Raw genomic sequence first — 13470 nt, forward strand, 5'->3', positions numbered from 1 at the left:
GACACCTGAACGTCTCGGAGTTTCGAATCATTAACGTCTTAACTCGACATTGATCCTCGTCAAAATCGACCGCGTTGTAAATTGTCGATATTTGATCAGGGGATGGGAATTTTTTCACCGTCACCTTATGCGTTTGCCGAAATAACGATTTCTGTCACTGGCCCGACTAGCGATAACAGCTTTCTACATAATTCATCGCGGCCTGAATGGAAGCCACCGCACGCAAGTCTTCATGCACGCCCAGCCAGACATCGACCTCCAGCGGTGCCGACAGCTCTACCCGGCACAGACGAGAGTTCGCCTCTACCGCAAAACTTGGAAGCAAGGCAATGCCCACACCGGTTTCCGCGGCGCGGATTTGCAGTTCTACTGTTTTGGCTTCCAGCACGAAGGGGCGTTCACCGACAATATTTCTGAGCCAACCGTTCTGACTGTCGCTCATCAGTTCATTGTCGTAGGCAATAAACTCATAGTGCTCCGGGTGCCGCTCCTCCAGATAAAAACGTGCGCAATAAAATGAAAATGAGGCGGTCCCGATCCGTCGTGCGACGATGCCACTTTCAACTGGTCTGGAAAACCGTATGCACAAGTCAGACTGGCAACTGGATAACGACGAATACTGATGATCCCCCAACAAGCGCAGCACAATGCCGGGGTGCATGGCACGAAACGCCCCCAGTTGCGGCACCAGCTTCTCAACCGCCACCGATGGCGGCGCGCTGATGGTCACTTCCACACCCTGAACCACCTGCGCTGCAACAGCCAGGCGGCCAATGGCCTGGGTCTGCGCCTCGATCTGCCGCCCGATAGCCGCCAGACGCCGCCCTTCGTCAGTCAACTCGTACAGCCGCTTGCGACGGTCGACAAGCTTTACATTCAGGGATTTTTCCAGCGAAGCGATACGCCGCGAAACAGTAGCGTGTTCCACACCCAGCACCCTGGCAGCGCCGCTCAAGGAACGGATGGCGGAAAACATCACAAAGTAATGCAAGTCCTCCCAGTCAAAACAGACTTTCGGTTTTCTGAACAGGTTATTAACGTCAAGGGAAACTGATCCATCCAATGGAGTCATTGTCATTCAAGTCATGTCCTTATACGGTTCGCGCGAATAAAAGTCTTCATTACGTATCGACGATGAGTAGTGGCAGACGTGCAGAACGATAAGGATAATGCTGATAACTTCCTCAGGCCCGAAGAGCGAGCGGGTGCCACTGGGTAGTTTAGGTTATTGGCGGGTGGGTATTACGGAGAGGGGTTCGGATGATTTGGGACGGGGGTGTCCGGAGTGGGGAGATTGGTTTGGAAAGAAGTAGCGAGATTAAAAAGAGAGGTTATTTCTAAGCATAGAGCATTTTTGCTTGTTAGCTACATACGGGGTATACCCATCCAGAAGCACTACCACAGCTACCTTTCAGTTCATCATCATTAAAACGGCAAACTTTTCAGATTAAACTCAATCATTACCTAATAGATCCATACTGCTCAGCAATACATCATTACCTTTTCTGAAAACCCTACAAAAAGAACACATAATAGCAGCATAAAGAAGCCTTTTAAAAAAGATACATATAAACACCCTCTAAATAATAAAAATCACGCACCTATATAAGTGACATATAACCCTCTCACCAAAGGGTTTTCACAATCGCTCCCTCAAATTCTCCTGCGCATGCTACTGCAACGGACTCAGGAAATACCACATCACCCGTTGCTTGCTGGTCTTAACTTCCGCCGTCACCGCCATGTCCAGCGGCAGCTTGATGTCCACACTAGCTCGCCATCCGGAGTGGAGACCATTGTTTCGGCCGCGAAGCAGCAAGTTCAACCCATCGCGGACTTGCTCCCAACTCCCAGCGCTGCCAGCACCTCCGCTCGATTGGCGTGTAGGAAGTTCAGCGCAAACTTAAGACCGCTCTTCGCACGACTAGCCGCACCCCCACCAAATCAATTTACGAGATTAAATCTATCGTAAAACGCTCCATGAACCCCACATTCAATACGTCCAACTGATCCCCGACGCTGTGCTCCGATTATTTTCCGGAGCCAGCACCTCATGATGCGACCCGACGCCAAAGTTGAAAAAGCCTATATCTATCCCAAGCCCGTCGACTTTCAAAAATCCTGTATAGTTACTTAAAACCTCAAGGAAAATTTATTTATCTAAGAACTCGTAACATAAACTATAGTTATTCAAAGGAATGATTGGCAGCCATTCCCGGGGAACGTAAGGAGACTTGACACTTACTTGAAAACCATGCATCCAAGCAATTTTAGAATAAATAACTGCAAACGTCGAAATAAGACTATCTGTGTAACCGTTCTCGCTATCAGCTCGCGAGGAGAGAAACTTAGGGGAAACCATTACATCAATTGCCTCTGACATTTTACCTGTTTCCCCTGATGCAAGCGCAGAGTAAAACTCTAAATCAGGCACATACTTTCTTAATGAAGTGGGCGGAGAAGCCAAAAAAATTTCACATCTCTCTTTTAATTTATCCCACTCCCCTCTGATCGCTAAAATCACTTGATAGACCACAAAGTCTATATGTTTCGGACTTTCGGCTTTACTAAGATTAAAAGCGCTGTCATTTTCCTCAGAAAACCATTTTACCAAACCGTAGTCATCAGAAAGCAGCGGAGCCAGTAATTGTACTTGTTTACCAAGCGCGCCCAAAGAGTCAGTCTTGATGCCATACGAATATTTTCTGAGCTGCCCTGAAATGGAAAGCCATTTTTTGAAACTCTGTATATCACCATTTTCGAACCATGACCACATCGCACTTGCCAAAGCGTGTAATGACAAACTATTTACGCACGACCGAACGTCACCTGAACCCGACTTTATTAAACCAACTATCTGATCGACATCATACCCTTCATTCAAATGATATCTAATGTGATCTAATCGAAACTTAGCTTTTTCTGAGTATTTATTTTCCGTTTTTTATTCCAAACGAGCAATCAATACATTACCATTTTTTCTATCCACTCCTGCAACGCCTTTTACAAGCGTACCATTGTTTTTAGCTGTGAACACTGCATTATAGACAGGAGAGGCTGGATCCAACTCCGGGTCCGGGTTTTGTCCGAAAGAAAGGTCAACTGATCGGCGAACGGATTGACCACCGCCACGGTTTTAATCAGCCGCCGGGCGTTTTGATGCAGGCGAGTAATCGCCTGTTTTTCGGCGTCGGCCAGCAGGCCGTCGAGGCAAGGACCAGTTCTGTGGGGCTGCCGCTGTGTATAACAAATGCTATACAACTCACTTCAGTGCTTGCTGGGGTGAAATACTCGTTTTGCATTACAAATGTATAACAGCCCCCAGAAGACAGAAACCGGATAACTAATTGATACATATAGAAAATACCCACCTCGCGAGAGGTGCGTGATGTGTATTGAGATTTTGCTCCTGTTAAGGAGCGAAAATCATGCTCAAAAAGGGCGTATTGACCAGCTAGACCGAAGGTCGTCAGGCTGGGGTGCACAAAGACTACAGAACGGGTGCGACTTGAGTGCAGAAAGAGTGCAATCAGGGTACATGTAGGGTGCAACAGCAACTGAAAATACCGGCACAAGAGTGCGCCGGATATCAGCCAAATCAAAACGCTTGCTGATTAAGACTTTGGCAAAACCGAAAGTACAGCTTTAAAAATATTAGTTCCATCATAAACGGCTGATGATGCCTCATATATTGCTGCGGTCGCTGCCATAAGCGAATCCTCTCCACCTGCTAAAGACAGCGCCGATACAGCGCGAGCTTGGCTAAACAGCTGAAGGCCTTCTACATTTAAGCTTTGCCCTTCGTCCAGGCTGTCTTGCAAGTCAAAATACTTCTCATCTAACCGTGCAGCTAAAGCATCTAGCCCAGAAACCTGATCAGTCGTGAGTTTATTACCAGATTGTAGATACCTAAGAGACTCGGCAACAATAGACACTTCCACTGGGCAGGCCTGTAAAGCAAGTTCGCAAGCCACTTTTACAGCATGTCTTCGTTGTTCCTCATTGACTACCTTAAGTTTTTCTACAAGTCTTTCCTCAACCATTTCTAAACGCATAATTATTATTTAGCCTCTGGCAGCGGTTTTAATGGCGCGAACACATCCTGTGCGCTCTTTAAACTACGACTGCCAGAATGTCAGGCAGACACCATATTCATCGAGAAGATCGTCAGCAATTTCAAACTGAAATACCTTCTCTGGAAAGGCATCGAATAACGCGCGCTTCCAATATCTAGTGATCTGTTCAGCAAATAAATGACAAAGACGATAATCTTCTTCCGGCAGGCCCACTTTAAATACGGGTCGACCCGGTGCATCCTCCCACTTTGAAAAGAACTGATTTATTGAAAAAATATTTCTGTATCGTTCAACGTCTCTACGCGATGTACTTTGTTCCAACACACTAGATTCGGTCTCAACCAGCCCGTTCAAATGAAGTTTTTGCGGATCGTATTGCTGAGCGTTAGGCAGCCAGAAAATGTGACCATTGACCTCAATAAAATCAGGAGAGAGCAAACCCAGAACAGAAATTGTCTGTTCTAATGAAACCAAGTTCCCTACATATGAAAAAAACTCCCCGGAGCCAATATCTGAAACAAACAGATTCAACGACTCTTTAGAAATATTACCCTGATAAACTTTCATCATTTCAACCCCAAGCTATCAAAAACCGACTGAGGAACATTCCCCTCTTCATAAATCCTAAAATCAAATAACCCCCTTCCCTTCAATATATACCCACTAGACCAACCCCAAGATCGGCTTGATCTGCTCATTCATTTGTACAAAAGTTTCATAGGACATGTTCGGGTCATCATTGAGGACTAAATAGCCCCCCCCAATCAGCCGTACCGTCATACGACACTTGCCTTCCAATCGTGCAATTACTTCATCAGGGCCATAGCCTAGAGCACGCTGACAAAGGGCTGCGTCCCAGAACTGGGCAGGATATAGCGTGTAAATATTGTTGCGCCCATCAACATCTAAAGCTTTATCCTCACGCAACCGATTATAAACCGAGTTATCATCGTTCAACCCTCCTTGATAATACAGACCATACAGATCATAGGATACATGAGCTCTATACCCCTTGAACGCCTCAATCACTTTTGGTAAGTGCTCATTCACAACAAATTTATAATCAATAGCCTTGTTTGATATCTTAAATCCAAACCGCAAGTGTTCGTCGTAGGAGGCCCTATCTTCATATATGTATCGATCACCACGATACGCATAGTCCCCCACACACCTAAGCCCTCTGATGGGAAGTTTAACTTTATAGGTAGCAACTAACCCGTCACCGCAACTCGGGGTAGCCGGAAGCTCAAGACCCGCAAACCCTAAAGGAGCACCAATCCGAGACATCCTATCCATGATTTCAGCATGTCGCTGATTTATAGATAAAACTCTATCAGGACACGCATAAAGCCATAGTTCTATATCCGCCGCACTCATGGGATTCTTGTCCTAGTACTAACAATGCTATCAAAACCATTGGACCGAATGAAAGCTTTAGCCTGAGCCTCAACTTTTTGATTCGGAAACTCATATACAACTTTATATCCTGGATTCTGATCAACGGCAGATCTGACACGCTGCAAAGTATCCAAAACCGACTTTTGCGTTGAAGGGCTCCAGATGGCCAACTTTGTCTTTGCATCAATTAACATAACAAACGAACCATCAACTGCAGTCTCAATTCCGTCAAACTTAACAAAATTGACGCCTTTTTCATTGGGGTTGGACATGCTCAATACCTGTCATCAAACCGCCTTTGTTATAAGTGCTCGCGCCCCACGATGCATCTATTTGTCCTGGGGCTGGTAATGCCTTAATTGTGTCATCTACAACAGCCCCAGTTCCTTTTGCAACAACAAATATTTCGGACTATATCTGCTTTACCCTATTAACATAGACCTAATAATCTAAGGTCATCTTTAAGCTCCACGACTTCATCAGAAGGCAGATCTTCCAAGATAGAGAAGAGTTCAAACTCCTCTAACAATTTAGAGATGGTATCCAGATGATACTTCTGGACCTTTTCCGGAGATCGCCCTGCTGAAAGAATAAGTGCTATAACTTCAAGCATTAACTTTTCAATAGGCAATTCAAATGAGTTTTCAAGCTCGCCATAGGCATAACCCACTTCACTTTCACCTTCAGCCCATGAGCGTTGGTGGCTGAGCTTAACCTTGCAATAGCTATAATAGCTACCCAGAAACCAAGCCCGGATTTCACCATAAGTCACTCTGTCGTCCATTACGGCGTCTTCCTAGGAGGGCGCATCATAACACCCTGATTATCAAGAATATTAACGGTAATATTGGGGTACTTCGCCTTGAACTGCTCAGCCACATTCAGACAGCTGGCACAAGCCGCTTTCTCCGTAAGGATATTTACTGTTCCTCTTGCGGAGGTATTTTCCCCCAACTGGTCAGCGATATTATCTAGAATTTTGTATTCCGTATCTATTCCCCGATAAACCAAGTCTCCAGCCTTATTGGGTACAGATTGAGCGACAAAATTCCCATTTCCGGAACCGATAAGCCCCTTACCAGCATCAGAGACTTAGCTGTGTACGGCCATCTGCTTAGGTATTCCGGGAATACCTATTTCCGCGCCAGCTACGTTACCACTTCGCCGCAAGCCAGACGGCAATCCAGCTCGAACGTCCATGGCCCGTTGGGCCATCGGAGCAGTGTCAATCACGGTGGCAGTCGCTTTTGCACCGGACGCGGTTGTCGCTGTGGCCCTATCTGCTGCTGCGAGCGCCGCACCGCCAGTTAAAACTCCTCTGGCAACACCTGACTCACTTCAAAATGACTGCAACCACGCATGGGCAGCCACTCGCTCATCGTCATGATTAAAGTCCTGAAAATGAGCTAGAACATCTTTCTCTTCGGCGTTTAACGCAACCGAATCGAGCTGAGCAAAGCCACTTTTGACAGGCGTGTATTGGTTATTACACGCGCCCTCCCTAGGCGCGTTGCAACCTTGCAGCCCCGCACCGGTTTTGCCATCGTTCAAGGCCTGATATTCATCTTGCACCCTTCTACGGCATGCCAGTGGGTCAGAACTTGTGATGCACTCAACCAACTCTTTAGCAAGAGCATCCACTTCTTCGCGTGGGCATTTCAATACAACCATTGGCAATGCTCACACTTGGCTGGACTTAGTCAACACTAGCAGCAGCTTTCCTTGCAACCTCTCCGCTAAAAGACGATCAAAATTGTTCAACTGTCTGCGGTTTTCCGTCACCGAGCTATGTCCTACCCTTGTGACGAGGAACGGCAAATATTCCTTTCGGAGATAATTCATTCCGTCACAAAAGCCTTCACAAAAGCCCAGCGCTTAATAGTCCAAAAAGTCGCAAACAGAATAGCCAGAGGCCCACCAACCACATAATACACCCAAGCCGAGTCGGTCTTAAATAAAACCGAGAAAAGAGCAGATATTATAATTGCAAAAAATATACTCACACCTAAAACCATACTTAGCAAGGCAAAAGACATAAACAAAAAATAGAAATACTTATTTCTTTTCATCAGAAACCTCTTTATAGATGCTATTTCCTTTTCCTGCGAGACTATAGAAATACATACCCATCGCAGTGCAATAAGGAGTAGCCCCTATAGCTGGTAGAAAGAAGTTGTTATCCACGCCACTCACCATAACTCCAAACATCGACTTAGGCCTATTCAGACCATCAGCCAAGCCCATTTTTAAAGGAACCTTCACTAGCCCGGCACCCAGCGAAAGAGCAAAATCGGCGCTACTGTAGACAACGCCCCCCAGATTACCAGGAAGAAGGGAGAATGCCTCTTTTACAGGATTATACCCTTCACCTCCACCATAAAAGTGGTTGTAAATACCCGTACCGCCTTCTACGACGTTATCAGCGCCAAATGCAACCATCGGAGCACCGAAGACGCAACCTACTCCGCTTCCACATAAAGTATACCCTGAGGCCACACTAATCCCACCAGTTACAATAGATCCCGTTTCAGTACCCAAAGGAATAACATCGCGAGTCGCTAGATCTTTAGCGGCATCGATATAGCTATAGTTGAACAGTCCCTTCTCCTGCTGGGCATCAACCCACATAAGCTCATTACCAAGCCCTGCAACGTCAGACTCTTTTATCATACTATCTCGATATTCCGGACTAGCCCGATCATACTGTGCCCAGCACTTAATTACATAACACGATGCCTTGTCCAAATTCTCCTTAGTGAACTCTCCTTTCTTCACCTCGTCACGCTTAGCCATTTCTTCATTTTCATGGGACTGCCGATTATACATCGTGGCATTTTTAGTAATCTAGGCAGCTTTTTCAATTGAGTCCGCGTTGGCATCGTCAGATGAAGCTGCTGCCAAAACGCCAACAATTTGTGAAGCCATAGGAAGCAGAGTTTTATCGTTCTGGACCAAACTCTCCAAAGACACAACCAAGGCTTCATTGGCACCTGCAGCCAACGCACCAGTCCTGAAATCTCCGCCTGTAGCCTTTGACAGCAGTCCTCCCACCATTGCGTGAATGATGACCTTGGGAGGCATACCCTCCGCAAATTTGCCGTAGGTATAGTCACCCACTGCATTGAAACTCGCCGCCGCCAAGGTATTGAACAACGCAGTCTTGAGTGCATCACTGCCACTGCCGCCCTTGCCAAGAGCATTACTCAGCAGCGCTGACGTCCCGTTCTGCAGAACCTGATTACCGGCAAACTGACCCACGCCTTCCCAAGTGGAGAGTTTGGCTCCAACAATCTTGCCGGTGTTCGGATCACTATGCGTACCCGTCCAACCATCAAAGTACGCAGCCGTCAGACCCGCCGTCACTCCCGAGATGACATACCCTTTTATGGCATCGGAAGAAGTTACATCTTTAAATACCGCCCCAAGGTTTCCACGGTTATTAATAACGCTGACCGTTGCGTTGGTAGCAGCACCCGCTGCAACAGCACCTGCGCCCGCTGAGAGGAACGCTGCCGTGTTGGCACTCATCGTACCTGCCGTGACTGCTGCCCCTGTGGATGCACCTACCGCGCTCATTGCCATAGGTCCCACAACAGCAGCCATGATAATCGCGATGATAATTTGCGAGGCTGGACCAAGACCCGAGTTGCTGTACTTGAAGGAGTCGTGAATCTCCTTCACTTGCCGCCAGTCCACGTCACCGCGTTTTTCAGCATCCTTGAGCCAGGCCAGTTGTGGATCGGCTTTGACCATTGCATCGATGCTCTGGGTGACCGTTTGCTGATCAACCTGCCTGATATCGATCTGCAATCCATTGACGGCTTTAATGGTTACTTCACCGGCGGCAACCAGTTCGCTCTGGCGTAAAGTCTCGTCGGTATTACCTTTACCTTTGGAGGAAACCCAAAAGGCGTTGTTGTCACTCTTCTCGTGACTCTCCTGATGCAGGTCCTTAACGCCCTCAAACGTAACCGCACCACCACTCTCGATCGTCAGGTCCTTACCGCTCTTCAGCTTCGCAGCCTGATACTTCTGATCGCCGCCGCTCGACAGCAACAGGTCGCCACCGGTAGTAATTTCGCTACCGACGTTTTTCACATCGGTCACTTCGTCACGCTGAGTTTTCTTCGCGCCTGCCTTTTTTCTTCATGTCGTACAGCGAATAATTGCCGACGTCACGATTCAAACATTGAGGGCGCGACCTGCGCGTCCGACCACGTCGTTGCCGCGCAGTGTGACACCGGCAATACACTTAAATTAAGCAAGGACGCTTCGATCCCGCGCACAGAACCCAGATACTCATTAGTCAGATGCCCAATCAGATCAAGCTTAATCAGCTCACGATTCACAGCAAGATTAAGCTTTAGCAATATCGATATACACACACTCGACTCTAGCTTTTTTTTGGAACTCATCAAAATCCGGAACGTAAAACCTTATTGTATTATTTTCAGCATTAAACCCTGTTCCATCGTCATCAAAAATCAACGACTGACCTATGCTAGAAAAAAAAAACTCTAACTCCTCAACATTGCTGCCGAGCAATTGTTTTCCGAAATAATAAAACTCAGCCTCAGGATGGTAAAGCTGTACACCTTTTACCTCGTCATTAGCGCCATACCACACTTTAACAGCTGCCCCACCAAACACATCTGTAGAGTTTTCTGAAAACTGAGTCTTAGGAAAAGTTCTATAATCTCCTCCTAACTTTTTTCTTAGAGTGCTTCTAAAACGAGTATTTTTAAAAATACTCAAACCATCAGACTCATCATACTCAAATCTCATGCCCTCACCTCGGTATAAACTGTTCAGGATTTAAAGATTTTGCATACTCTTTCATTTGACCGATAGACGCGTCGTATTTATCACCGAATTTCGAACGAATATCATTTACATCCATATCAATAGCCTCATCCAACTTACCTTCCTTCAGCAATTTCTCTTGTTGTGCTCTGTAGGCCTTAGCTTCCGGAGAACTACCATAACTGGCGGTTAGCTTGTGATCTGCCGGATCCATTTTTATGGCCGGCCCATCCGCACTGCTTATAGGTGCGCTCGCGTAACAGTTTTTCGCCGGGCAATGATGAGAGTCCAATCCATCATTTACAGGTTTAGATGTTTCTCGGTGGGGGCCGCCTAAGACTTCCGGTTCTTTTTTTGGTGCATCTGCCAAAATTGGCTTACGCTCTCCAGTAGATTTACGGCCTTGAAGCATCCCTGTCAAGATGGAGGCCATTAGCTGTCCGCCGCCTATCAAAGAACCTTCAAAGCTATCCTTTTCGTTGAGAGCTACACCTTCGATGCTGTCCGCTACCTGCTTGCCCAGCACCCCGGTGTATTCAGCTATTCGCTTGCCCACCGCCTCACCCAAGGGCGTCTCGGAAACCGCATTGAAAACCGCCAGTTGCACGAGACCTTTAGGCCCCTGAGCCACTGCCACCAACACACTCACAGCCTCCTGCTGATCTGGATGCTCCTGGATGTATTGGTTGATCGAAGCCATCGATCGCAGTGTGTCTTGAGCAGCAGTAAGTTTTCTGCGTCACTCGCATTCACAGGAGTGGCAGGTAACTCGATTGATCCTGGGCTATTAGGCTTGTTGTCCGTCTGAAGTGTCTGATCAAGAGCTCCGACCGATGTCAGGTCGATCCCTGCGAGGCGTGCAATTTCGGCCACAACCTTTTCCTGAAACGCAGGGTCGGCCATCGTATTCATCGCCTGGCTGCGCGTCATTCCACCCTGAAGCAACGAGTCCATGGTGTTTTCAGCAAAATCAGCACCCATCAGACTGGCGGCCCCTGCATCCATCTTGCGGCCCAGCGTGCTCTCGATTTTGTTGACTGCGCGCGTCAGACCTCGGGTGGCCTCTTCGTAGTTCTGTTTGGCCGTTGTGTTGTAAGTCAGGAGTTGGTTTGCCTACTGAGTAGCAGTGACTATCGGCTGGCTGGCTGCCTCCAACGAACTCTTCGTCACATACACATCAGTCCGGTGCTCGTCATCACGCGTGATCTCGTATGCCTTGTCGACATCACGATTCAAGCCCGCTGTTGAGTCCTTACCCGCCGTATCACTGCGCACCACCACATCGCCTGCACCCACGGTGCCCCGGACGATCTGTTCACGATCCTTGTTGTAGTTCCAGCCCTCGACGCTCCAACCGTTTTTCTGGTCATCGCCTTTGCTTACCTGAGTCGAGTCCTGCGTGGTACTGCCGCTGGTACCGTACGAGACACCAACGTTCAGGTAGTAACCGTGTTCCTTGTCCTTGCCCGCGATGTCGCTGTAACCCAGCGTGTTGGTATCCAGCTTGAGATTGCCGCTGTCGGAGGCGATCAATGCGCCGTCGAGTTGAGTGTGGCTCTCGGTGCGGATGTCGACCTTGTCTTTGGCCGTGATGCGGGTCTGTTCCTCGATCCAGTTTTTGGAGCCGTTGGTCTGGCCGTACCCGACCGAGCCACTGACGCTGCCGCCAAAGCCGGCCTGGCATGGTCTGGCAGCCAAACCAGCGCTCCGGGCAGATCGTTAACGACGGTTAATTGGGGTGTGTCTCCCGATTACGCCAGACTATCCTCAGCCTAATAATCGAAGTGAGTTTCAACTTTACCACCTTGCGTATAAGTCATGGTGAATGACTTCCAACTCTCACCACGATCAGCAAAACCCTTTTTAAATTTCTCTATTAACTCATATAATATTGCGCGATTGAAGTCCGTTTCAGCATCGCTAATTTCATTCCCTTCAACAGACACTAACAGTTCTGACTCGATGTAGCTTGAGTGAACCTCCGCCTTAAAAGAAAATGAATCATACCCATTAACAATGCCATCACTAATTAGCGAAAAAATCTCTTGTACCACTTCAAAATCTTTGGTAATCATAATCACTCCAACGACGGTGCTTTTGCCTCATTCTTAAAATCAACAGTCTTTACTTTACCATTAGTTTTATATGCAACTGTTAGAGAATCTGACCGAGGAGAGCTCGGACCTGTTCCTTCATACTTTATAGTTATTTTACCAACCACTTGAGCAGGATCATTCAAAGCTGCTTTGATTTTATTTTCATAAAATACTTTATAAGCAGAGTTATTAACGCTTGCATCTTATGGAAATAGATTATAACCATCACAATTATTACCTTGACTACACGCCTGAGCATGTCCGCCAACATCATGAAGGTTTTGTAGTGGTCGGCTGTGTAATACATTTCGCCGCCTTTACCTACGACAATTCGCTGAGGTCCTGGCCCTACTATACCGGGCGTAGGATGGACGTATTCAGTGTAGTAACCGGCTGTTTCTGCGGCAGATCCGATGCACGATTCTGGAATATAGAGCCGTCGTTTTGATGAGGGAAAGATCCACCTGACTTTATCCGGTCCAAGGTTGGGCCAAGATCAACCGTGCCTTGGAGAACTTGGCCAGTTTTTTGATCAACAACCTTGATGCCATCGATGAAACGAGAGGTGTCTTTTGTTCCACCAATGTCCCGCTCAGTCTTAACCAAAGCAGCAAGACTATCCCCTGCCTTGGGCTTGAGATCGCTCAAGCCACGACCAAAGCGAGCAGCGAAGGACGGGAGGTTTTGCAGTAAGCAGATAAAACAACACCGGCGCATGGCCGGTGTTAAATAAATACCCCTATTGACTAGGTTTGGTAATCATCAAATTCCCAGGAAAATACCTTTCCTAGCTGTACCACGATAGTTTCCCAGCTGTCTCCCTCGCAGCTGCTCACATAATCATGAATCAACCCATTAATAGTCGAAAAATTATATTCTCGAACAATTAATAGGCCTCTCCCCCAACGAGCCTCCCATACTGTCTCTTCTAGCCACTTTGGAGTGCAGATGAAAAGCTCAAAATCATCTGCTCCCTGCGTGCAATCAAGCCCAATTCGAATACGAAGACTCAAAGAAAAATTGTCTACGTTCTCAGGGCAGTAAGTCTCAACATCAAAAACATCATTAGAAATACCTTTTATAACAGCACGCATCAC

The 13470-nt window shown here is 47.2% G+C and carries 15 protein-coding genes and 2 pseudogenes; all 17 read right to left on the reverse strand.

What is annotated here, in order from left to right:
* Window positions 1-166: 166 nt before the first annotated feature.
* Window positions 167-1078: a LysR family transcriptional regulator gene (locus tag KP808_RS14575; RefSeq protein ID WP_326839547.1), complete on the reverse strand. Its 912-nt coding sequence runs from the start codon at window positions 1076-1078 to the stop codon at window positions 167-169.
* 1074 nt (window positions 1079-2152) lie between these two features.
* Window positions 2153-2776, reverse strand: a complete 624-nt coding sequence (locus tag KP808_RS14580; RefSeq protein WP_230016383.1) for an immunity 49 family protein — start codon at window positions 2774-2776, stop codon at window positions 2153-2155.
* 838 nt (window positions 2777-3614) lie between these two features.
* The gene (locus KP808_RS14585; protein ID WP_230016384.1) at window positions 3615-4055 is read right to left on the reverse strand and encodes a hypothetical protein; all 441 of its coding nucleotides are present in this window, start codon (window positions 4053-4055) and stop codon (window positions 3615-3617) included.
* A gap of 63 nt (window positions 4056-4118) precedes the next feature.
* Window positions 4119-4646 (reverse strand): hypothetical protein, encoded by a 528-nt coding sequence (locus KP808_RS14590; protein ID WP_230016385.1) that lies wholly within the window; start codon window positions 4644-4646, stop codon window positions 4119-4121.
* A gap of 93 nt (window positions 4647-4739) precedes the next feature.
* On the reverse strand, window positions 4740-5453 hold the full coding sequence (locus tag KP808_RS14595; protein ID WP_230016386.1) for a hypothetical protein: 714 nt from the start codon (window positions 5451-5453) through the stop codon (window positions 4740-4742).
* Window positions 5450-5746: a hypothetical protein gene (locus KP808_RS14600; protein WP_230016387.1), complete on the reverse strand. Its 297-nt coding sequence runs from the start codon at window positions 5744-5746 to the stop codon at window positions 5450-5452. The genes KP808_RS14595 and KP808_RS14600 overlap by 4 nt, the downstream gene beginning before the upstream one ends.
* Window positions 5747-5904: 158 nt before the next feature.
* Entirely contained in the window at window positions 5905-6258 is a 354-nt protein-coding gene (imm2, locus tag KP808_RS14605) for an Imm2 family immunity protein (RefSeq protein WP_230016388.1), read from the reverse strand.
* On the reverse strand, window positions 6258-6485 hold the full coding sequence (locus KP808_RS26175; protein ID WP_407692659.1) for a deaminase domain-containing protein: 228 nt from the start codon (window positions 6483-6485) through the stop codon (window positions 6258-6260). The genes imm2 and KP808_RS26175 overlap by 1 nt, the downstream gene beginning before the upstream one ends.
* 327 nt (window positions 6486-6812) lie before the next feature.
* A complete protein-coding gene (locus tag KP808_RS14610; protein WP_230016389.1) occupies window positions 6813-7145 on the reverse strand; it encodes a hypothetical protein in 333 nt (110 codons plus the stop codon).
* A gap of 167 nt (window positions 7146-7312) precedes the next feature.
* Entirely contained in the window at window positions 7313-7543 is a 231-nt protein-coding gene (locus KP808_RS14615) for a hypothetical protein (protein WP_003364653.1), read from the reverse strand.
* Window positions 7530-9642: pseudogene (locus KP808_RS26180) on the reverse strand (DUF637 domain-containing protein); the annotation flags it as partial. The gene KP808_RS14615 and the pseudogene KP808_RS26180, both read right to left, overlap by 14 nt.
* 188 nt (window positions 9643-9830) lie before the next feature.
* On the reverse strand, window positions 9831-10259 hold the full coding sequence (locus KP808_RS14630; protein WP_230016391.1) for a hypothetical protein: 429 nt from the start codon (window positions 10257-10259) through the stop codon (window positions 9831-9833).
* A gap of 4 nt (window positions 10260-10263) precedes the next feature.
* Window positions 10264-11951, reverse strand: a pseudogene (locus KP808_RS26185) (hemagglutinin repeat-containing protein); the annotation flags it as partial.
* Between the two features lie 98 nt (window positions 11952-12049).
* Window positions 12050-12352, reverse strand: coding sequence for an immunity protein YezG family protein (locus KP808_RS14650; RefSeq protein ID WP_230016395.1), 303 nt, complete (start codon window positions 12350-12352; stop codon window positions 12050-12052).
* Between the two features lie 160 nt (window positions 12353-12512).
* Window positions 12513-12833 (reverse strand): ribonuclease domain-containing protein, encoded by a 321-nt coding sequence (locus KP808_RS26190; RefSeq protein ID WP_407692682.1) that lies wholly within the window; start codon window positions 12831-12833, stop codon window positions 12513-12515.
* Window positions 12725-13021: a hypothetical protein gene (locus KP808_RS14655; RefSeq protein ID WP_230016396.1), complete on the reverse strand. Its 297-nt coding sequence runs from the start codon at window positions 13019-13021 to the stop codon at window positions 12725-12727. The genes KP808_RS26190 and KP808_RS14655 overlap by 109 nt, the downstream gene beginning before the upstream one ends.
* A 98-nt stretch (window positions 13022-13119) precedes the next feature.
* Window positions 13120-13467 carry an immunity 8 family protein gene (locus KP808_RS14660; RefSeq protein WP_230016397.1) on the reverse strand — a complete coding sequence of 116 codons (348 nt, stop codon included), beginning with the start codon at window positions 13465-13467 and terminating at the stop codon, window positions 13120-13122.
* Window positions 13468-13470 lie beyond the last annotated feature (3 nt).

It is taken from the genome of Pseudomonas savastanoi (assembly GCF_020917325.1).
In the GTDB taxonomy this organism is placed as follows: Bacteria; Pseudomonadota; Gammaproteobacteria; order Pseudomonadales; family Pseudomonadaceae; genus Aquipseudomonas; species Aquipseudomonas amygdali.

Bases quoted from the DNA above. Each gene is read 5' to 3' on its own strand.
- KP808_RS14575 (WP_326839547.1), bottom strand. From the start codon at position 1,078: ATGACAATGACTCCATTGGATGGATCAGTTTCCCTTGACGTTAATAAC.
- KP808_RS14580 (WP_230016383.1), bottom strand. From the start codon at position 2,776: ATGTGGTCATGGTTCGAAAATGGTGATATACAGAGTTTCAAAAAATGG.
- KP808_RS14585 (WP_230016384.1), bottom strand. From the start codon at position 4,055: ATGCGTTTAGAAATGGTTGAGGAAAGACTTGTAGAAAAACTTAAGGTA.
- KP808_RS14590 (WP_230016385.1), bottom strand. From the start codon at position 4,646: ATGATGAAAGTTTATCAGGGTAATATTTCTAAAGAGTCGTTGAATCTG.
- KP808_RS14595 (WP_230016386.1), bottom strand. From the start codon at position 5,453: ATGAGTGCGGCGGATATAGAACTATGGCTTTATGCGTGTCCTGATAGA.
- KP808_RS14600 (WP_230016387.1), bottom strand. From the start codon at position 5,746: ATGTCCAACCCCAATGAAAAAGGCGTCAATTTTGTTAAGTTTGACGGA.
- imm2 (WP_230016388.1), bottom strand. From the start codon at position 6,258: ATGGACGACAGAGTGACTTATGGTGAAATCCGGGCTTGGTTTCTGGGT.
- KP808_RS14610 (WP_230016389.1), bottom strand. From the start codon at position 7,145: ATGGTTGTATTGAAATGCCCACGCGAAGAAGTGGATGCTCTTGCTAAA.
- KP808_RS14615 (WP_003364653.1), bottom strand. From the start codon at position 7,543: ATGAAAAGAAATAAGTATTTCTATTTTTTGTTTATGTCTTTTGCCTTG.
- KP808_RS14630 (WP_230016391.1), bottom strand. From the start codon at position 10,259: ATGAGATTTGAGTATGATGAGTCTGATGGTTTGAGTATTTTTAAAAAT.
- KP808_RS14650 (WP_230016395.1), bottom strand. From the start codon at position 12,352: ATGATTACCAAAGATTTTGAAGTGGTACAAGAGATTTTTTCGCTAATT.
- KP808_RS14660 (WP_230016397.1), bottom strand. From the start codon at position 13,467: ATGCGTGCTGTTATAAAAGGTATTTCTAATGATGTTTTTGATGTTGAG.